General features: G+C 59.7%; 19 protein-coding genes and 1 pseudogene. 16 read left to right on the top strand and 4 right to left on the bottom strand.

Features of this window, described 5'->3' with window-relative positions:
- The first annotated feature begins 327 nt into the window (after positions 1–327).
- The 6 genes from ssuE to LOY68_RS30405 all read left to right on the top strand — a co-directional run bounded on the left by ssuE (position 328) and on the right by LOY68_RS30405 (position 5,004).
- Entirely contained in the window at positions 328–921 is a 594-nt protein-coding gene (gene ssuE / locus LOY68_RS30430; RefSeq protein ID WP_054044585.1) for an NADPH-dependent FMN reductase, read from the top strand.
- Between the two features lie 101 nt (positions 922–1,022).
- On the top strand, positions 1,023–1,988 hold the full coding sequence (locus LOY68_RS30425; protein ID WP_054044583.1) for a sulfonate ABC transporter substrate-binding protein: 966 nt from the start codon (positions 1,023–1,025) through the stop codon (positions 1,986–1,988).
- Between the two features lie 25 nt (positions 1,989–2,013).
- Positions 2,014–3,162 (top strand): FMNH2-dependent alkanesulfonate monooxygenase, encoded by a 1,149-nt coding sequence (gene ssuD, locus LOY68_RS30420; RefSeq protein ID WP_054044581.1) that lies wholly within the window; start codon positions 2,014–2,016, stop codon positions 3,160–3,162.
- A gap of 9 nt (positions 3,163–3,171) precedes the next feature.
- Positions 3,172–3,954, top strand: coding sequence for an aliphatic sulfonate ABC transporter permease SsuC (ssuC, locus tag LOY68_RS30415; protein WP_054044580.1), 783 nt, complete (start codon positions 3,172–3,174; stop codon positions 3,952–3,954).
- Positions 3,951–4,754, top strand: coding sequence for an aliphatic sulfonates ABC transporter ATP-binding protein (gene ssuB, locus LOY68_RS30410; protein WP_163910796.1), 804 nt, complete (start codon positions 3,951–3,953; stop codon positions 4,752–4,754). The genes ssuC and ssuB overlap by 4 nt, the downstream gene beginning before the upstream one ends.
- Before the next feature lie 34 nt (positions 4,755–4,788).
- Positions 4,789–5,004, top strand: coding sequence for a TOBE domain-containing protein (locus tag LOY68_RS30405; RefSeq protein ID WP_003229256.1), 216 nt, complete (start codon positions 4,789–4,791; stop codon positions 5,002–5,004).
- Positions 5,005–5,208: 204 nt separating this feature from the next.
- On the opposite strand, the gene LOY68_RS30400 is transcribed toward LOY68_RS30405, so the two are convergent.
- Together LOY68_RS30400 and LOY68_RS30395 are read right to left on the bottom strand one after the other, a co-directional pair.
- The gene (locus tag LOY68_RS30400) at positions 5,209–5,847 is read right to left on the bottom strand and encodes a TetR/AcrR family transcriptional regulator (protein ID WP_054616984.1); all 639 of its coding nucleotides are present in this window, start codon (positions 5,845–5,847) and stop codon (positions 5,209–5,211) included.
- 216 nt (positions 5,848–6,063) lie between these two features.
- Complete coding sequence (locus LOY68_RS30395) at positions 6,064–7,440, bottom strand: glutamine synthetase family protein (protein ID WP_054616983.1); 1,377 nt, start codon at positions 7,438–7,440, stop codon at positions 6,064–6,066.
- 278 nt (positions 7,441–7,718) lie between these two features.
- On the opposite strand from LOY68_RS30395, the pseudogene LOY68_RS30390 reads away from it, so the two are divergent.
- From LOY68_RS30390 to LOY68_RS30355, 8 genes and pseudogenes are all read left to right on the top strand, one after another.
- Positions 7,719–8,036: pseudogene (locus LOY68_RS30390) on the top strand (gamma-glutamyl-gamma-aminobutyrate hydrolase family protein); the annotation flags it as partial.
- A 99-nt stretch (positions 8,037–8,135) separates the two neighbouring features.
- On the top strand, positions 8,136–9,494 hold the full coding sequence (locus LOY68_RS30385; protein ID WP_054616981.1) for a glutamine synthetase family protein: 1,359 nt from the start codon (positions 8,136–8,138) through the stop codon (positions 9,492–9,494).
- A gap of 58 nt (positions 9,495–9,552) precedes the next feature.
- Positions 9,553–10,917, top strand: a complete 1,365-nt coding sequence (locus LOY68_RS30380) for an aspartate aminotransferase family protein (protein WP_163910805.1) — start codon at positions 9,553–9,555, stop codon at positions 10,915–10,917.
- Between the two features lie 184 nt (positions 10,918–11,101).
- Complete coding sequence (locus LOY68_RS30375; protein WP_054044566.1) at positions 11,102–12,196, top strand: polyamine ABC transporter substrate-binding protein; 1,095 nt, start codon at positions 11,102–11,104, stop codon at positions 12,194–12,196.
- Between the two features lie 188 nt (positions 12,197–12,384).
- The gene (locus tag LOY68_RS30370; protein ID WP_163910808.1) at positions 12,385–13,482 is read left to right on the top strand and encodes a polyamine ABC transporter substrate-binding protein; all 1,098 of its coding nucleotides are present in this window, start codon (positions 12,385–12,387) and stop codon (positions 13,480–13,482) included.
- A 73-nt stretch (positions 13,483–13,555) separates the two neighbouring features.
- Positions 13,556–14,698 (top strand): ABC transporter ATP-binding protein, encoded by a 1,143-nt coding sequence (locus LOY68_RS30365; protein ID WP_054044563.1) that lies wholly within the window; start codon positions 13,556–13,558, stop codon positions 14,696–14,698.
- 35 nt (positions 14,699–14,733) lie between these two features.
- Positions 14,734–15,615, top strand: a complete 882-nt coding sequence (locus LOY68_RS30360) for an ABC transporter permease subunit (protein WP_177331485.1) — start codon at positions 14,734–14,736, stop codon at positions 15,613–15,615.
- On the top strand, positions 15,612–16,505 hold the full coding sequence (locus LOY68_RS30355) for an ABC transporter permease subunit (RefSeq protein WP_163910811.1): 894 nt from the start codon (positions 15,612–15,614) through the stop codon (positions 16,503–16,505). The genes LOY68_RS30360 and LOY68_RS30355 overlap by 4 nt, the downstream gene beginning before the upstream one ends.
- 126 nt (positions 16,506–16,631) lie before the next feature.
- Here LOY68_RS30355 and LOY68_RS30350 read toward each other — a convergent pair whose 3' ends face one another.
- Entirely contained in the window at positions 16,632–17,273 is a 642-nt protein-coding gene (locus LOY68_RS30350) for an HD domain-containing protein (protein ID WP_054616980.1), read from the bottom strand.
- Positions 17,274–17,691: 418 nt separating this feature from the next.
- Between LOY68_RS30350 and LOY68_RS30345 the strand changes: the two genes are divergently transcribed.
- A complete protein-coding gene (locus tag LOY68_RS30345) occupies positions 17,692–18,657 on the top strand; it encodes a GlxA family transcriptional regulator (RefSeq protein WP_265041517.1) in 966 nt (321 codons plus the stop codon).
- A 128-nt stretch (positions 18,658–18,785) separates the two neighbouring features.
- Here LOY68_RS30345 and LOY68_RS30340 read toward each other — a convergent pair whose 3' ends face one another.
- Positions 18,786–19,127 (bottom strand): carboxymuconolactone decarboxylase family protein, encoded by a 342-nt coding sequence (locus tag LOY68_RS30340; protein WP_265041516.1) that lies wholly within the window; start codon positions 19,125–19,127, stop codon positions 18,786–18,788.
- A gap of 110 nt (positions 19,128–19,237) precedes the next feature.
- Here LOY68_RS30340 and LOY68_RS30335 point away from each other — a divergent pair, with 110 nt between their 5' ends.
- Positions 19,238–20,143, top strand: coding sequence for an AraC family transcriptional regulator (locus LOY68_RS30335; protein WP_054616977.1), 906 nt, complete (start codon positions 19,238–19,240; stop codon positions 20,141–20,143).
- Positions 20,144–20,198: the final 55 nt, after the last annotated feature.

The raw sequence follows: 20,198 nt of genomic DNA, 5'->3' as shown, positions 1-20,198 counted from the left end.
TCCAATGCGGCGTGGCTGATGCCGCCTTCGCGAGCAAGCCCGCTCCCACAGTAGACCGCGTACCAATGTGGGAGCGGGCTTGCTCGCGAAGGGCCCCTGGCAAACACCGCAGAACCCGGATTTGAAACGCATCCACAAAGCAGGGGATTTTCAGGCCGTTACGACGGCCTATTTTTTTGCCTGGAATAAGCTATTCCGCATAGATCTACAAAGAATAACCAAATGAATAAATATGATTTATGGATATATAAATCACCTGTTAAGGTCACTCCATCGAAGCGAGATCGCGCACTGCGAATCGCCCATAACGCTCAAGGAATCACCTGAATGCTGGTCGTCTCACTCGGTGGCAGCCCCAGCCAACGCTCTCGTTCCGGGGTGCTGCTGGAGCGTTCTCAACGCTGGTTGCAAGAGCAAGGAGTGGAAGTGGTGAGTTACCAGGTACGGGACTTCCCGGCCGAAGACTTGCTGCACGCACGTTTTGACAGCCCGAAGGTGATCGACCTGTTGCAACAGATTGAAAATGCCGATGGCCTGCTGATTGCCACGCCGGTCTACAAGGCATCGTTTTCCGGTGCATTGAAAACCGTACTGGACTTGCTGCCCGAGCGCGCCTTGGCCCACAAGGTGGTGTTGCCCATGGCCACCGGCGGCAGCATCGCCCACATGCTGGCGGTGGATTACGCACTCAAACCGGTGCTGTCGGCACTCAAGGCCCAGGAAATGCTCCACGGGATCTTCGCCGTGGACAGCCAGATCGCTTACGGCGAAGGCAGTGCCCAGGCGCAATTGGCGCCGGAGCTGGAACAACGACTGAATGAATCGCTGGAACTGTTTTTCAGCGCCATGGCGCGACGGCCCAAGCCGATCGACCCGCACCTGTTGAATGAACGTTTGTTGAGTGCGCGCTGGAGCATTTAAGCCCGCACTCAAACCACATCTGAATTTGAAGTACTCACCTTACTCAGCCGCCAACGGCCAAGCAGGTGCAGCCAAAACCCAACAGCAAATAGGAGAGCGCTATGCGCACTGTCATTTTGCGTCGTGGTCTGGTCGCTCTGTTTGTGGCGGCTGTGTCCTTCGGCGTTATTTCCCAAGCACAAGCCGAGACCCTGCGAATCGGCTATCAAAAGTACGGCACCCTGGTGCTGCTCAAAGCCAAAGGCACTTTGGAAAAACGCCTCGCCGCCCAAGGCGTGGACGTGCAATGGACTGAATTCCCCGGCGGCCCACAGCTGCTCGAAGGCCTGAACGTCGGCTCGATCGACTTCGGCGTCACCGGCGAGACTCCACCGGTCTTCGCTCAGGCCGCCGGCGCCGATCTGCTTTACGTCGCCTACGAACCGCCAGCGCCGCACAGCGAAGCGATCCTGGTGCCGAAGGATTCGACGATCAAATCCGTCGCGGACCTCAAGGGCAAGAAAGTCGTCCTCAACAAAGGCTCCAACGTGCACTACCTGTTGGTGCGTGCGCTGGAAGATGCTGGCCTCAAATACACCGACATCCAGACCGTATTCCTGCCGCCCGCCGATGCCCGCGCCGCGTTCGAGCGAGGCAGCGTGGATGCCTGGGTGATCTGGGACCCGTACCAGGCTGCCGCCGAACAGCAACTGCAAGCACGCACCCTGCGTGATGGCCAAGGCATCGTCGACAACCATCAGTTCTACCTGGCGACCAAGCCTTACGCGCAGAAAAATCCCGAGGTGATCAAGACCCTCGTCGAAGAAGTGCGCGCAGTCGGCGAATGGTCCAAGGCCAACCCTGAAGACGTGACCAAGCAGGTTTCGCCACTGCTCGGCCTGCCAGCGGACATCACCCTGACCTCGGTAAAACGCCAGGGTTACGGCGCGCTGTTCCTCACGCCTGAAGTGGTCGCCGCGCAACAGAAAATCGCCGACAGCTTCTACCAGCTCAAGCTGATTCCGAAGCCGCTCAGCATCAAAGACGTGATCTGGACGCCACCGGCGGCCGTTGCCAAAGCGCAGTAATTCGAATCCCCAAGGAGACCACTCCATGAGCCTCAATATTTTCTGGTTCCTGCCTACCCACGGCGACGGCCATTACCTTGGCACCGCCGAAGGCGCTCGCGCCGTTGACCACGGTTACCTGCAACAGATTGCCCAGGCAGCGGATCGCCTGGGTTTCGGCGGGGTGTTGATCCCCACCGGCCGCTCCTGCGAAGACTCGTGGCTGGTGGCCGCGTCGCTGATCCCGGTGACCCAGCGTTTGAAGTTCCTCGTTGCCCTGCGCCCCGGGATCATTTCCCCGACGGTCGCGGCGCGGCAGGCGGCGACCTTGGATCGTTTGTCCGGTGGTCGTGCGCTGTTCAACCTGGTAACCGGCGGTGATCCGGATGAATTGGCCGGCGACGGTTTGTTCCTCAGCCACGAAGAGCGTTATCAAGCCTCGGTGGAATTCACCCGCATCTGGCGTCGCGTGCTCGAAGGCGAAACCGTCGATTACGACGGCCAGCACATCAGCGTCAAAGGCGCGAAGTTGCTCTATCCGCCGATCCAGCAACCGCGTCCGCCGTTGTACTTCGGTGGCTCGTCGGAGGCCGCTCAAGACTTGGCCGCCGAACAGGTGGAAATGGTCCTGACCTGGGGCGAACCACCAGCCGCCGTCGCCGAGAAAATTGCACAAGTACGCGCCAAAGCCGCGAAGCTCGGTCGCACCGTGCGCTTCGGCATTCGCTTGCATGTGATCGTTCGCGAAACCAACGAAGAAGCATGGGCAGCGGCGGATCGACTGATCTCCCACGTGGATGATGAAACCATCGCCCGGGCCCAGGCTTCGCTGTCGCGTTTCGATTCGGTCGGCCAGCAACGCATGGCCGCGCTGCACGGCGGCAGTCGCGACAATCTGGAAGTCAGCCCTAACCTGTGGGCCGGTGTCGGCCTGGTGCGTGGCGGTGCCGGTACGGCGCTGGTAGGCGACGGCCCGACCGTGGCTGCGCGCATGAAGGAATACGCGGACCTGGGCATCGACACATTCATCTTCTCCGGTTATCCACACCTGGAGGAGGCGTATCGCGTCGCCGAACTGCTGTTCCCGCACATTGACGTGCAGCGTCCGGAACAGCCTCAAGGCGCGAACTTCGTCAGCCCGTTCGGCGAGATGGTGGCCAACGACATCCTTCCCAAAGCCGCGTCCCAGAGCTGAGGCGCCGCCATGAAAAGAATTATCCACAACCTCGCGCCTTGGGCGTTGCCGGTGTTGTTGCTGGCGGTGTGGCAGTTGTCGGTGTCGGCGGGCTGGTTGTCGACACGGATTCTGCCGGCACCGATTGCGGTGATCGAGGCCGGGGTGAGCCTGGTACGCAGCGGCGAAATCTGGACTCACCTGGCCATCAGCGGCTGGCGTGCGGCGCTGGGTTTCTCCATCGGCGGCGGTATCGGTCTGGTACTGGGTTTCATCACCGGCCTGTCGAAATGGGGCGAACGCCTGCTCGACAGCTCGGTGCAGATGATCCGTAACGTGCCGCACCTGGCGCTGATTCCACTGGTGATCCTGTGGTTCGGCATCGATGAGTCGGCGAAGATTTTCCTGGTGGCGCTCGGGACATTGTTCCCGATCTACCTGAACACCTATCACGGCATCCGCAACGTCGATCCGGCACTGGTGGAGATGGCGCGCAGTTATGGCTTGTCCGGTTTCAGCCTGTTTCGCCAGGTGATCCTGCCGGGTGCGCTGCCTTCGATTCTGGTCGGTGTGCGTTTCGCCCTGGGCTTTATGTGGCTGACGTTGATCGTGGCCGAAACTATTTCCGCCAGCTCCGGCATCGGCTACCTGGCGATGAATGCCCGGGAGTTCTTGCAGACTGACGTGGTGGTGCTGGCGATTCTGCTGTACGCGGTGCTCGGCAAACTGGCCGACCTCGCGGCCCGTGGACTTGAACGGGTATGGCTGCGCTGGCATCCGGCTTATCAAGTTGCCAAGGGAGGTGCCGCATGACCGCTCAACCTCCACGCCTGCTGCGCGGAATTCCGCTGGCGGTGCGCAAGCTGCAAAAGACCTTCGGTGCGCGGCAAGTGCTGCGCGAGATCGACCTGCACATTCCGGCCGGTCAATTCGTGGCCGTGGTCGGTCGCAGCGGCTGCGGCAAAAGTACCTTGCTGCGCTTGCTTGCCGGTCTCGACAAACCCACGGGTGGCGAATTGCTCGCCGGTTCCGCACCGCTGAGCGACGCTCGGGAAGACACGCGATTGATGTTCCAGGAAGCGCGTCTGCTGCCGTGGAAAAAGGTCATCGACAACGTCGGCCTCGGGCTCAAGGGTAACTGGCGGCCACAAGCCCTGGAAGCGCTGGAGTCGGTGGGCCTGGCAGATCGCGCCAATGAGTGGCCAGCCGCGCTGTCCGGTGGGCAGAAGCAACGTGTGGCCCTGGCCCGCGCGCTGATCCACCAACCGCGCTTGCTGCTACTGGACGAACCCCTGGGCGCCCTGGATGCCCTGACCCGAATTGAAATGCAGCAACTGATCGAACGGCTCTGGCAAAAACACGGCTTCACCGTGTTGCTGGTGACCCACGACGTCAGTGAAGCGGTGGCGATTGCCGATCGGGTGATCCTGATCGAAGACGGCGAAGTCGGCCTCGACCTGCAAGTGGAACTGCCGCGCCCTCGGGTTCGTGGCTCCCACCGGCTGGCGGCGCTGGAAACCGAGGTCCTCAACCGCGTGCTGTCACTGCCCGGCCAACCGCCGGAACCGGAACCCGTTTCACCATTGCCTACGCAACTGCGTTGGGCTCAATAACTCACGCCTCACCTCAACTGACAGGAATCAAATCATGACTATCAAAGCCATCAACGTTCGTAACCAGTTCAAAGGCTCGATCAAGGAAATCGTGCTGGGTGACGTGCTGTCGGAAATCGACGTTCAGACCGCGTCCGGCATCGTGACTTCAGTGATCACCACCCGTTCAGTGAAAGAGCTGGAACTGGTGGTCGGCAGCGAAGTGATCGCTTTCGTGAAATCCACCGAGGTGTCGATCGCCAAGTTGTAAGCGTGCGCGCAAACAACAACCCCGAAGGGTTTAAGCCCTTCGGGGTTTTTTTATGCGTGTGATTCAGTGAGTTCGGCGGTGCGGCCTTCGCGAGCAAGCCCGCTCCCACAGGGAGTTTGTGCTGAACACAAATCCCATGCTCACCGAAGATCCACTGTGGGAGTGGGCTTGCTCGCGAAGAGGCCAGTGAGGTCAGCACAGATCTCAGGCTGAAAGGGCGCGCTTTGGCAGGTAGGGCGGCAGATAAAGTCCCAGATACGCATCAAATACCCGCATCCCTTCTTCAGCCATGCGCGGCGTGATCTGCCCGTGTTGCTGCACCGAGCGCGCATAGACGCGGTCGCCCAATTCCATGGCCAGTGCAAACACATCGACGTCCATCGGCAGCCTTGGCAGTTCGAAGTGATGGTCGAACAACGTGTGCATCAGATCGCCCAGTTCGAGGTCGTGTTGACGGTCGGCCTGGGTCACTTCGGTCAGCCCGTGTTGCGCGAGGATCAACTGGCGGGCGGCGGCGTCTTCGTCATAGATATCGAGCATGCGTTGCTCGACCAGCCGCGACAGGTCGCGCCAGTCGCGGAGCGCGTCGTGATCGATGGGTTCTTGCAGGCAGGCGCGGAACGCGGCGTGGACGTCCGCCGTCAGCCCTTCGAGCAGCGCCGGGACGCTGGCGAAGAAGTGGTAGACCGAGGACGGCGGGATTTCCGCGCGCTCGGCGACGCTGTAGATCGACAGGCTGGCCACGCCCTCGGCGGCCAGCAGCGTGCGGGCGGCATCAAGGATCGAATCGATCCGCGCCTGACTGCGTGCGCGGGGTTTGCGGATAGGGGCGGGGCGCGTCATTTGAGTCTCCTGCGGGGCAGGGGGCATTGTACGAGCAGGCATTCGTGTTGTCTGCCAGGAAGCCTTCGCGGGCAAGCCTCGCTCCTACGGGGCATGCGCCAATTTGAAAATCGCGCACAACCTGTAGGAGCGAGGCTTGCCCGCGAACCGCCGAAGGCGGCCATAAAAAAACGCCGCAAGCTGTGAGGCCTGCGGCGTTCTTTTTACTGCAACCATTTAAACGGTATGCAGATACCAGTTGTATTCAAGGTCGGAGATGGAGTGTTCGAACTCTTCCAGCTCACTTTCCTTGCAGGCCACGAAGATATCGATGTATTTCGGATCGATGTACTTGGCCATGACTTCGCTGTCGTCCAGCTCACGCAATGCATCGCGCAGGTTGTTCGGCAGGCTTTGCTCGTTCTGCTCGTAGGAGTTGCCTTCCACGGGCGCGCCCGGCTCGATCTTGTTGGTCAGGCCGTGATGCACGCCTGCCAGGACCGAAGCCATCAGCAGGTACGGGTTGGCGTCGGCACCGGCTACACGATGCTCGATACGCACGGCATCGGAAGAACCGGTCGGGACGCGAATCGCCACGGTACGGTTGTCCAGGCCCCAGCACGGCGAGTTCGGCACGTAGAACTGTGCGCCGAAACGACGGTACGAGTTGACGTTCGGGCAGAGGAAAGCCATCTGCGCCGGTAGGGTCTCGAGCACACCGCCGATCGCGTGACGCAGTGCGGCGTTCTGCTCGGGATCCTCGCTGGCAAAAATATTCTTGCCGTCGCGGTCGAGAATCGAAATGTGGACATGTAGCCCGTTACCTGCCTGGCCTGGGTAAGGCTTGGCCATGAAGGTGGTGTCCATCTCATGGTCGTAGGCGATGTTCTTGATCAGGCGCTTGAGCAGTACTGCGTAGTCGCAAGCCTTGATCGGGTCGGCCACGTGGTGCAGGTTCACTTCGAACTGCGCCGGGGCACTTTCCTTGACGATGGCGTCGGCCGGGATGCCTTGCTCTTTCGCACCTTCCAGAATGTCCTGGAGGCAGTCGACGTATTCGTCGAGGTCGTCGATCAGGTAGACCTGTGTCGAATGCGGACGTTTGCCGGAGATCGGCGAGCGCGGCGGTTGTGGACGGCCGTTCACGTTCTCCTGGTCGATCAGGTAGAACTCAAGTTCGAATGCGGCGCAGATGGTCAGGCCCATCTCGTCAAACTTGGTAACAACTTGACGCAGCACTTCACGGGGATCCGCGAAGAAAGGTTCACCTTCGAGTTCGTGCATGGTCATTAACAGTTGCGCGGTAGGGCGCTTCTGCCAAGGCTCATTGCAGAGGGTGTCGGGGATTGGATAGCAGATTCGGTCAGCATCGCCGATGTCCAGGCCCAGGCCGGTGCTTTCCACCGTCGAGCCATTGATATCCAGAGCAAATAGAGAGGCCGGCAGGTTGATGCCTTTCTCGTAAACCTTGTGGAGACTGGTGCGTTCAATGCGCTTGCCGCGCACCACACCATTCATATCCGCAATCAGAAGGTCAACGTACAGAACCTCAGGATGTTCCTTAAGGAACGCGTTCGCTTCGTTAAGCTGAACGGCACGCGGGGGTACCGACATGATGCAACACCTTTGTTGTTAAAAATATCAATCATTGATCTCTTCGGATTCCAGTCAACCCGAACGGCATGCCGAAGTCAAGCGAGGCCTTTTTTGCCCTAAAAAAGCGCTCGTGAGGCTTTTTTGAGGCACTTTGGGGCGTTTTTATGCCTTTGAGCACTTTGGCGCCCGCGAGTTTGAGCGGGCCGTGTTGTATTTTTTACGGGGGTGTTGTGTAAAAAAATGAACAAGGCTAAGCTCGATTCAAACCCATAACAGCAATAATACCGGGGTGCTTCATGTCTCGCCTGCCGTTAATCGGCGTCGCCGTCTGCTCTGGGCAGAACGGTCTGCATGCTTATCACATCAGTGGCGATCGTTGCGTTCACGCCAAGGCTCATATTGCCAAAGGCGTGCCGTCGACTCTTCCTTCCCCGGTGGCCTCGCTGTCCCCGTCCGATATTCTGGACGGTTCGCACGACATTCTCTTTACTGACCTTACTCCCAATATAGAACCGTTTCACTTCAGCGGCCCGACCAATGCGTCTGGCACTGCTCATGATTCTGCACGCCCGACTACGCTCTCCCTGACCCACGGCATGGTCGCGGCGAGTGTTTGTGCGCGGCCCTTGCAATGGCAATCTGTAACACGCGACGCGGACGCGTCAAACAACGCCTGACTTATCAGAGTCAGGAAACTCAGCCCAGAGGCATTTATGAGTAACAACCTCGACCAGCTCACCGATTGGTTGAAAGACCACAAGATCACAGAAGTCGAATGCATGATCGCCGACTTGACCGGGATCACCCGGGGCAAGATTTCGCCGACCAACAAGTTCATCGCCGAAAAAGGCATGCGCCTGCCCGAGAGCGTTCTGTTGCAGACCGTGACCGGCGACTATGTCGAAGACGACATCTATTACGAACTGCTCGACCCGGCCGACATCGACATGATCTGCCGTCCGGACTCGAACGCGGTGTTCCTGGTGCCTTGGTCCATCGAGCCGACCGCCCAGGTGATCCACGACACCTACGACAAGCAAGGCAACCCGATCGAGCTGTCGCCGCGCAACGTGCTCAAAAAGGTCCTGAAACTCTATGCCGACAAGGGCTGGCAGCCGATCGTGGCGCCGGAAATGGAGTTTTACCTGACCAAGCGCTGCGAAGACCCGGACTTCCCGCTGCAACCGCCGATTGGCCGTTCCGGTCGCCCGGAAACCGGTCGCCAGTCGTTCTCGATTGAGGCGGCGAACGAATTCGATCCGTTGTTCGAAGATGTCTACGACTGGTGCGAGTTGCAGGAACTGGACCTCGACACGCTGATCCACGAGGACGGCACGGCGCAGATGGAAATCAACTTCCGTCACGGCGATGCCCTGTCCCTGGCCGACCAGATCCTGGTGTTCAAACGCACCATGCGCGAAGCCGCGCTCAAGCACGACGTGGCGGCCACCTTCATGGCCAAGCCCATGACCGGCGAGCCGGGCAGTGCGATGCATATCCACCAGAGCATCATCGACCTCGAGACCGGCAAGAACGTCTTCTCTAATGAAGACGGGACCATGAGCCAGTTGTTCCTGCACCACATCGGTGGCCTGCAGAAACTCATTCCCGAATTGCTGCCGCTGTTCGCACCGAACGTCAACTCGTTCCGCCGCTTCCTGCCGGATACCTCGGCGCCAGTGAACGTGGAGTGGGGCGAAGAGAACCGCACCGTGGGCCTGCGGGTGCCGGATGCCGGGCCGCAAAACCGTCGGGTGGAAAACCGCCTGCCGGGCGCCGACGCCAACCCGTACCTGGCGATTGCCGCGAGCCTGCTCTGCGGCTACATCGGCATGGTCGAAGGTTTGAACCCGAGTGCGCCGGTGGTAGGTCGTGGCTATGAACGCCGCAACCTGCGCCTGCCACTGACCATCGAAGACGCGCTGGATCGCATGGAAAACAGCGCGACCATCGAGAAATACCTGGGCAAGAAATTCATCACTGGCTACGTCGCGGTCAAGCGGGCCGAGCATGAAAACTTCAAGCGCGTGATCAGTTCGTGGGAGCGGGAATTCCTGCTCTTCGCCGTCTGATACGCCGGGCGCCGCTGCACTTGGCGGCGCCCTCTACTGGAATCTTAGGAGAATTCGCATGACCAGCAACAACCCGCAAACCCGTGAATGGCAAGCCCTGAGCAGCGATCACCACCTGGCCCCGTTCAGCGATTTCAAGCAGCTTAAAGAGAAAGGCCCGCGCATCATCACCAGCGCCAAGGGCGTTTACCTCTGGGACAGCGAAGGCAACAAGATCCTCGACGGCATGGCCGGCCTGTGGTGCGTGGCGATCGGTTACGGTCGTGATGAACTGGCTGACGCCGCCGCCAAACAGATGCGCGAACTGCCTTATTACAACCTGTTCTTCCAGACCGCTCACCCACCGGTGCTGGAACTGGCCAAAGCCATTTCCGACATCGCGCCGGAAGGCATGAACCATGTGTTCTTCACCGGTTCCGGCTCCGAAGGCAACGACACCATGCTGCGTATGGTCCGCCACTACTGGGCGATCAAGGGCCAGCCGAACAAGAAAGTCATCATCAGCCGCAAGAACGGTTATCACGGTTCCACCGTGGCCGGCGCGAGCCTGGGCGGCATGACCTACATGCACGAACAAGGCGACTTGCCGATCCCGGGCATCGTCCACATCGCCCAGCCGTACTGGTTCGGTGAAGGCGGCGACATGAGCCCGGAAGAGTTCGGTATCTGGGCCGCCAATCAGCTGGAAGAGAAGATTCTGGAAGTCGGCGTGGACAACGTCGGTGCTTTTATTGCCGAGCCGATCCAGGGTGCCGGTGGCGTGATCGTGCCGCCAGACAGCTACTGGCCGCGCATCAAGGAAATCCTCGCCAAGTACGACATCCTGTTCGTGGCGGACGAAGTGATCTGCGGTTTCGGCCGTACCGGTGAGTGGTTCGGTTCCGATCATTACGACCTCAAGCCCGACATGATGACCATCGCCAAAGGCCTGACGTCCGGCTACATCCCGATGGGTGGGCTGATCGTGCGTGACGACGTGGTGGCGGTGCTCAACGAGGGTGGCGATTTCAACCACGGCTTCACCTATTCCGGGCACCCGGTGGCGGCTGCGGTGGCGCTGGAAAACATCCGCATCCTGCGCGAAGAAAAAATTATCGAGCGCGTCCATGCCGAAACGGCACCCTATTTGCAAAAGCGTCTACGGGAACTGAGCGATCACCCGTTGGTGGGGGAAGTGCGCGGTGTAGGCATGTTGGGGGCCATCGAACTGGTCCAGGACAAGGCCACTCGCAAACGTTACGAAGGCAAGGGCGTCGGCATGATTTGCCGCACCTTCTGCTTCGACAACGGACTGATCATGCGTGCCGTGGGCGACACCATGATCATTTCCCCGCCACTGGTGATTACACCGGCGGAAATCGATGAGTTGGTGACCAAGGCACGCAAGTGCCTGGACCTGACCCTGAGTGCGTTGCAGGGCTAAGTGCTAGGCTCTGGGCGAGGTGTGCGGTCGACACTTCGTCCAGTGCAAATAAAGGAGGGGTCTTTCCTTGAAAGCCTGCCTCGGAACTTGCCAGACTACCGGTTGTTCGGATGCCCAGTAACAGGCCGCTGAGCTCGTGGTTAAAAAGAAAAATTGGAGCATTACCCACATGAAGGCATTAGGTATGAAGATAGCTGGCAAGACCCTCCTCGCCATGTCCCTGATGGGCGTGATGGCGGGTGCAGTACAGGCCGATGACAAGGTGCTGCACGTGTACAACTGGTCCGACTACATTGCACCGGACACCATCGCGAACTTCGAGAAAGAGTCCGGGATCAAGGTGGTGTACGACGTTTTCGACAGCAACGAAACCCTGGAAGCCAAGTTGCTGGCAGGCAAGTCCGGCTACGACGTGGTCGTGCCGTCGAACAACTTCCTCGCCAAGCAAATCAAGGCCGGTGTTTACCAGGAGCTGGACAAGTCCAAGCTGTCCAACTACGGCAACCTGAACAAATCGCTGCTTAAAGCGGTTTCCGTCAGCGACCCGGACAACAAACATGCCTTCCCTTACATGTGGGGCTCGATCGGCATCGGCTACAACCCGGAGAAAGTCAAAGCCGCGTTGGGCGTCGACACCATCGATTCCTGGGACACCCTGTTCAAGCCTGAAAACATCGCCAAGCTCAAGGGCTGCGGTGTGAGCTTCCTCGATTCGCCGACCGAAATGATTCCGGTCGCGCTGCATTACCTGGGCCTGCCAACCGACAGCCAGAAGAAAGACGACATCAAGAAAGCCGAGGAACTGTTCCTCAAGATTCGTCCTTCTGTGACCTACTTCCACTCGTCCAAGTACATCTCCGACCTGGCCAACGGCAACATCTGCGTAGCTGTGGGTTACTCGGGTGACGTGCAACAAGCCAAGTCCCGCGCTGCTGAAGCCGGTGACAAGGTCAAAGTCAGCTACGCCATTCCGAAAGAAGGCGCTGGCAGCTTCTACGACATGGTCGCGATTCCCAAAGATGCGGAAAACGTCGACGGTGCCTACAAGTTCATGAACTACCTGTTGCAGCCGAAAGTGATGGCCGACATCACCAACGCCGTGCGTTTCCCTAACGGTAACGCCGAAGCGACCCAGTTCGTGAGCAAGGACATCACCTCGGACCCGGGCATCTACCCGACGGCCGATGTGCAGGCCAAGTTGTATGCGATCGCCGATTTGCCGGCGGCCACCCAGCGTGACCTGACTCGCAGCTGGACCAAGATCAAATCCGGTAAGTAAGCCGGTTTGAGGCAACAACCTGTTGTCGCTGCCTGCGCGGTGGCGGCAACAGGAACAATTAAATGACAGAAAGTTTTGCTGGAATGGTTTATCGAGGGTAAGTTGCGCGCCGGTTTTGTTGCCAGGCAGCTACGGCTGTCATGTCACGCGGGGCAACTTGGGCCCAACTAATTTTAGAGGACCTCCACTTGCCTATTTTTTCTTTGTTGCGCAATGCCATGCTGGTCGGCGCGGGGCTGACACTTGCTGTCAGCGTCCAGGCGGCCCCCACTGTGCATATTTATAACTGGTCGGACTACATCGGTTCGACCACCCTGGCCGACTTCCAGAAAGAAACCGGCATCAAGCCGGTGTACGACGTGTTCGACTCCAACGAAACCCTGGAAGGCAAGTTGCTCGCCGGGCGTACGGGGTATGACGTGGTCGTGCCGTCCAACCACTTCCTCGGCAAGCAGATCAAGGCCGGCGCGTTCCAGAAGCTCGACCGTAAGTTGCTGACCAACTACGCCAACCTCGACCCGGTGCTGCTCAAGCGCCTGGAACAGAACGATCCCGGCAACCAGTACGCCGTGCCGTATCTGTGGGGCACTAACGGCATCGGTTACAACGTCGACAAGATCAAGGAAGTGCTTGGCGTCGACAAGATTGATTCCTGGGCTGCGGTATTCGAGCCGGAGAACATCAAGAAGCTGCACAGCTGCGGCGTAGCGTTCCTCGATTCCGCCGATGAAATGATGCCGACGGTCCTTAACTACATGGGCCTGAATGCCAACAGCACCAACCCCGAAGACTACAAAAAGGCCGAAGCCAAGTTGCTCGCGGTGCGGCCTTACGTGACGTACTTCCACTCGTCCAAATACATCGCGGACCTGGCCAACGGCGACATCTGCATCGCGATCGGCTTCTCTGGCGACATGTTCCAGGCCAAGGCCCGCGCCGCTGAAGCGGGCAAAGGAATGAACATCGCCTACACAATTCCGAAAGAGGGCGGCGCGCTCTGGTTCGACATGCTGGCGATCCCCAAGGATGCGGCCAACGTCAAGGAAGCCCACGCCTTCATCAACTACTTGCTCAAACCCGAGGTGATTGCACAGGTCAGTGATTCCGTTGGCTATGCGAACCCGAACCCCGGCTCGGACAAATTGATGGAACAGTCCATCCGCACCGACGCCTCGGTTTATCCACCGCAAGCTGTCCTCGACAAGACCTACGTGTCGGTCGAGTTACCACCGAATATTCAACGTTTGATGACCCGCAGCTGGACCAAGGTCAAGTCGGGTAAATAGCTTCAAAGGCTCAAACTATCCAGGTTGGCTCACCTTGAGCGAACTGCACTCTTTTTTTCTGGGAGTTTCGTAAATGGCAGTTGCCTCCGGCGCCTATAAGAAAGCCCTCGAGGGCGACCAATCACCGAAACAGGTGTTGGTCAAAATCGACCGGGTCACGAAGAAGTTCGACGAGACGATTGCCGTGGACGATGTGTCCCTGGAAATCAAGAAGGGCGAGATCTTCGCCCTGCTCGGCGGTTCGGGATCGGGCAAATCCACCTTGCTGCGGATGCTGGCAGGTTTCGAACGGCCCACGGAGGGGCGCATTTACCTCGACGGCGTCGACATCACCGAGATGCCGCCGTACGAGCGACCGATCAACATGATGTTCCAGTCCTACGCCTTGTTCCCGCACATGACCGTGGCGCAGAACATCGCCTTCGGCCTCAAGCAGGACAAGATCCCGGCCTCGGAAGTCGACGCCCGCGTGACCGAAATGCTCAAGCTGGTGCAGATGAGCCAGTACGCCAAGCGCAAGCCGCACCAGTTGTCCGGTGGCCAGCGTCAGCGTGTGGCCCTGGCCCGCTCGCTGGCCAAGCGCCCGAAGCTGTTGCTGCTCGACGAACCGATGGGTGCACTGGATAAAAAACTGCGTTCGCAAATGCAGCTTGAGCTGGTCGAGATCATCGAGCGTGTCGGCGTAACCTGCGTCATGGTGACCCACGATCAGGAAGAGGCCATGACCATGGCCGAGCGCATCGCGATCATGCACCTGGGCTGGATCGCCCAGATCGGCAGCCCAATCGACATCTATGAAACCCCGACCAGCCGCCTGGTCTGCGAATTCATCGGCAACGTCAACATCTTCGAAGGCGAAGTGATCGACGACGCCGAAGGCCACGCGACCATCACCTGCAAAGACCTGGACCGGCAGATCTATGTCGGCCACGGCATCAGCACCTCGGTGCAGGACAAGTCCGTTACCTACGCGATCCGTCCGGAAAAACTGCTGGTCACCGCCGAAATGCCGACCTGCGAATACAACTGGTCCAGCGGCAAGGTGCATGACATCGCCTACCTCGGCGGGCACTCGGTGTTCTACGTCGAATTGCCGAGCGGCAAACTGGTGCAGTCCTTCGTCGCCAACGCCGAGCGCCGTGGCCAGCGTCCGACCTGGGGCGATCAGGTCTACGTGTGGTGGGAAGACGACAGCGGCGTGGTACTTCGCTCATGAACATGCGCAAATTCAAACGCCGCCTCAATCGAATAATTCCCGGTGGCCGCCAACTGGTCATCGGGGTTCCGTTCATCTGGCTGTTCATGTTCTTCATGCTGCCGTTCTTCATCGTCTTGAAGATCAGCTTCGCCGAAGCCGACGTGGCCATCCCGCCGTACACCGAGATCTACAGCTTCATCGACCAGAAGCTCCAGGTGCTGCTGAACCTGGGCAACTACGCGATGCTCGGCGACGACGAGTTGTACATCGCCGCCTACCTCGGCTCGTTGAAGATGGCGCTGATCAGCACCGTGCTCTGCCTGCTGATCGGCTACCCGATGGCCTACGCCATCGCCAGCGCCCGTAAAGAGCTGCAAACGGTGCTGGTGCTGTTGATCATGATGCCGACCTGGACCGCGATCCTGATCCGCGTTTACGCGTGGATGGGCATCCTCAGCAACAACGGCCTGCTCAACGGTTTCCTGATGACCATGGGCTGGATCGACGAACCGCTGCAGATCCTCAACACCAACCTCGCGGTCTATATTGGTGTTGTTTACTCCTATCTGCCGTTCATGATCCTGCCGCTCTACGCCAACCTGGTGAAGCACGACAACAGCCTGCTGGAAGCCGCGTCCGACCTGGGTTCGAGCACCTTCAACAGCTTCTGGAAGATCACTATTCCGCTGTCCAAGAACGGCATCGTCGCCGGCTGCATGCTGGTGTTCATTCCGGTGGTGGGCGAGTTCGTGATCCCGGAACTGCTCGGCGGTCCTGAGACGCTGATGATCGGTAAAGTGCTGTGGCAAGAGTTCTTCAACAACCGTGACTGGCCGGTGGCGTCTGCCCTGGCGGTGGTGATGCTGGCGATCCTGATTGTGCCGATCATCCTGTTCAACCGCAGTCAGGCCAAGGAAATGGAGGGCAAAGAATGAAGAACTTCCGTTTCTCTAGCCTGATGCTGGTGCTGGGTCTGTTGTTTATCTACGCGCCGATGCTGATCCTGGTGATCTACTCGTTCAACGCCTCGAAACTGGTGACGGTGTGGGGCGGCTGGTCGATCAAGTGGTACGTCGGCCTGCTCGACAACACGCAACTGATGGGCTCGGTGGTGCGCTCGCTGGAAATCGCCTGCTACACCGCGATTGCCGCGGTAGCGCTCGGCACATTGGCCGCGTTCGTGCTGACCCGGATTACCCGCTTCAAGGGCCGCACGCTGTTCGGTGGTCTGGTCACCGCGCCGTTGGTCATGCCGGAAGTGATCACCGGTCTGTCGCTGCTGCTGCTGTTCGTGGCCATGGCGCAGATGATCGGTTGGCCACAGGAACGCGGCATCGTCACCATCTGGATCGCCCACACCACGTTCTGTGCGGCGTATGTGGCGGTGGTGGTCTCGGCGCGCTTGCGTGAGCTGGACCTGTCCATTGAAGAGGCAGCGATGGACCTCGGTGCGCGGCCGTGGAAGGTGTTCTTCCTGATCACCATTCCAATGATCGCGCCATCGCTGGCGGCGGGCGGGATGATGTCCTTCGCGTTGTCGCTGGATGACTTGGTATTGGCGAGCTTCGTATCCGGTCCGGGTTCGACGACCCTGCCGATGGAAGTGTTCTCGGCGGTGCGTCTGGGCGTGAAGCCAGAGATCAACGCCGTGGCCAGTCTGATTCTGCTGGCGGTGTCGATCGTGACCTTCCTGGTGTGGTTCTTCAGCCGTCGCGCCGAAGAAAGCCGCAAGCGTGCGATTCAGCAAGCCATCGAAGAAAGCGCTGCGGACTCCTGGAAACAACCGGACGTGCGCCGGGCGCAACAGGCGCCGGAAGCGGCCTGATACCGCTGTAGATCAAAAGATCGCAGCCTGCGGCAGCTCCTACAGAAATCGATACACCCGCTATTTCGCGGATGTACTCAAAACCTGTAGGAGCTGCCGAAGGCTGCGATCTTTTGACTTTATGGGTCAGGCAATCCAAGGGGATTTGCGGATGATCTCTACGAAGTTCATCGGCTTGAACCCTGGCTCGCTGTCGACCAGCACATCCGCATTCACCGTGCCAAACGTGGTGTCAGGCTTGTGCTTGAAGCCATTGGCGAACGCACACAGGATGCATTCCTTGAATCCTTCGCCACGCGGGTGGGCATGCACCACGGCTTCGCGCTGCGCAGTCGGGAACGCCGCGTAATCGATGCCCAGCACATCCATCTCAACGCCAGCAGTAACCAGCGCCACATTCGGCCGCAGGTGTTGCGGCACGCCCGGCGTGGTGTGCAAAGCAATCGACAACCACACCTGTTCGATATCGTCGTCGCTCAACCCGTAAGGCTTGAGAAACGCTTTTGCGGCGTTGGCACTGTCGACTTCAAAACGCTCGTTGTCGCTGCGCTGACCTTCGACCAGGCCCAGGTCGTGGAACATCGCGCCGACGTAGAGCAATTCCGGGTTGTAGGCCAGTTGCTTGCGTTCACCGCTCAAGGCGCCGAACAGGAATACCCGGCGTGAGTGGTGAAACAGCAGGTCGGATTCGACGTCGCGGATGTATTCGGTGGTGGCCTTGGCCAATGCGCTGTCGGGGATTTTGATACCGGCAATGATGCTGCTCATGGTGATTTCCTCGTGGGGAACGCCGTGGCGGCGCTGATGGGTAAAGTCTGTTCCCGCACCCGAAACCGGACAATCGATCCATGGCAGCGATCCCGGCCAATGAGCATACATATCGAGCCAACCTCGCTTGTTGGCCGTGGATTGGCTAGGGTTGGAGGTGATTCCTGAAAAGATCGCAGCCCTGTAGCAGCTGTCGAGCAGAGCGAGGCTGCGTTCGGTTCTGTAGCAGCTGTCGAGCAGAGCGAGGCTGCGTTCGGCGACGAAGTCGTCGTAAACCCTGTGCACGCGGTCTACCTGAAACACCGCATAGTCTGATCTCACGACGGCTTCGCCGCCGAACGCAGCCTCGCTCCGCTCGACAGCTGCTACAAGGGATCGGCTGCCATTCATGCCACTGCCATAGAGGGCGTTTCGAGCCATGCAAAAAACCGTCGCCATCGTGGTGTTTTCCGGCGTGCAATCCCTGGACGTCACCGGCCCCATGGATGTGTTTTCCGAAGCCAATCGCTTCCTGGCGCCGCAAGATCATTACCGGCTGGAGGTGATCGGCATCGAGCGTGGGGTGATGCCGTGTTCCAACGGTCTGTCGCTGAATGCTCACCTGCATTTCAGCGAAGCACTGGAGGCTTATGACTTGCTGCTGGTGGCCGGTGGGCCGCAGTTGCCGTTCCTGAATTTCGGCCCGACGTTCGACGCCTGGTTACGGGATGCCTGCGCGCGGGCGCAGCGCTTTGGTTCGATTTGCAATGGCGCGTTCATGTTGGCCCGGGCCGGTTTGCTCGATGGCCGGACCGTCACCACCCATTGGGGCGATGCGACGGCATTGGCGGCGTTGTGTCCGTCGACGCAGGTCGAGGCTGATCGTTTGTACGTGCAGGACGGCGAGCTCTACACCTCGGCCGGGGTGACGGCGGGGATCGATTTGTCGCTGTACTTGCTGGGCCGCGATCACGGCCCGGAAGTCGCGCTCAGTGTCGCCAAGCGTTTGGTGGTGTTCACCCAGCGCTCGGGCGGGCAATCGCAGTTCAGCCCGTTCCTCACGCCCCACGCCGAGCCGACCTCGGCGGTGGCGTTGGTGCAACTCTACGTGCTCGCCAACCTCACCGGCGACCTGACCCTCACCGACCTGGCCAACGCCGCGAACATGAGCGCGCGCAACTTTTCCCGAGTGTTTGCCAAGGAAGCCAAAGTCACCCCGGCGGAGTTTGTCGAGCGGGCGCGGGTGGATGCGGCGCGGGTGCTGTTGGAAAGCACGCGGTCACCGCTGAAGACGGTGGCGTATCAGTGCGGGTTCCGCGATGCCCAGCATATGCGCAGCGTGTTCAACCGCAGGCTGGGGGTGACGCCGCAGCAGTTCAGGCTGAACTTTGCGGCGATGGTGTGAGCAGCCAATCAATTAAGACATGCACCTTGTGGGAGCGAGCCTGCTCGCGAAAGCGGTTTATCAGTCGACATAAAAGTTGATTGATAGGCCGCCTTCGCGAGCAGGCTCGCTCCCACAGGTTTTGCATTTCAGTTTTTCAGACTGTCATACGCCTCAAGGGTGCGCAGCGAGTAGATGTACGCCGCGCCGGCATTCAGCGAAATCGCCGTGGCCAATGTTGCGGCCACTTCTTCGCGGCTGGCGCCGGCCTTGATCGCCGCGTCGGTGTGCGCCGCGATACAACCATCGCAACGGGTGGTGATCGCCACCGCGATGGAAATCAGTTCGCGGGTCTTGGCATCCAGCACCTCGTTTTCCGCTGCGGCTTCGCCAAGGGCCGTGTAGGCCTTGACCATTTTCGGGTTGCTCTTGCCCAGTGCGCCAAAGGCTTTCTGGATGGTGGGCAGCAGTTCGGACCAGTTATTGAACATTGCATTAACTCCTGAGCGGGTTGGGTGTACTGTTTCGACACGCTCAGTTTTGTCCTTTGGCGCGGTTCGGGTTTGTCCGATCCGCTCAGTCATTTCCTCGATGCGCTCAAATGAATCCGATCGATAAACTCATCACCCTCGCCAACGTGCGCGGCAGTCTGGATCTGCGCTGCCAGTTCCAGGGCGACTGGGCGCTGGCCCACGAGCAACAGGCGTTGGGGATGGCGCCTTATCACATCGTCCTGGCCGGCGACTGCCGTGTGGAATTCCCTGACGGCCAGCGCCTGCCCATGCGTGCCGGCGACATTCTGCTACTGCCCGGCGGCACGCCTCACGTGATCCACAGCCCCGGAAAAACCGTCGCGCCGACTGCGCAGAAAATCATCCGTGGTGGTGCGTTGCCGGTGCATCGCATCGGCGGTGCCAGCGCGGATCTGGACATGCTCTGCGGGACTTTTCACTACAACCGCGCCTCGCTGCTGTTTGCTTCACTGCCTGATTATCTGGTGATTCCCAGCGGCGCATTGCCCGCCGATGGGCCGTTGCCGGCGTTGGTCGCGGTGTTGCGCGGTGAGGCGGAAGGCAATCAGGCCGGGGCGAAGTTCTTGCTCGACGCGTTGTCCCAGGCGTTGTTCACCCTGATGCTGCGCGCGCACCTGGCCACGCTGGGTCCGGCCAGCGGCACCCTGGCGCTGCTCGGCGACAAACGCCTGGGCCGCGCCTGGCAGGCGATGCTGGCGGATCCGGCGCATGAGTGGACCATCGAAAGCTTGGCCGAAACCGCGAGCATGTCCCGGGCGACGTTCATGCGCGCCTTTGTGAAAGTGGCCGGCGTATCGCCGTGGGTGTTGCTGACGCAGGTGCGGATGGAATTGGCGTTCAGTTTGTTGAGCCAGTCGCATCTGGGTTTGAGCGATATTGCGTTGCAGGTTGGGTATCAATCGCAGGCGGCGTTTAGCAAGAAATTCAAGGAGATTTATGGGGAAGCGCCGGGGCGGGTGCGGCGGGGGATTTAGATTTTGCAGTGTAAATGCGGGCCTCTTCGCGAGCAGGCTCGCTCCCACAGGTGAA

The organism is Pseudomonas sp. B21-053 (genome assembly GCF_026016365.1).
GTDB lineage: Bacteria > Pseudomonadota > Gammaproteobacteria > Pseudomonadales > Pseudomonadaceae > Aquipseudomonas > Aquipseudomonas nunensis.
This window is presented reverse-complemented; position numbering and strand designations above follow the sequence as displayed.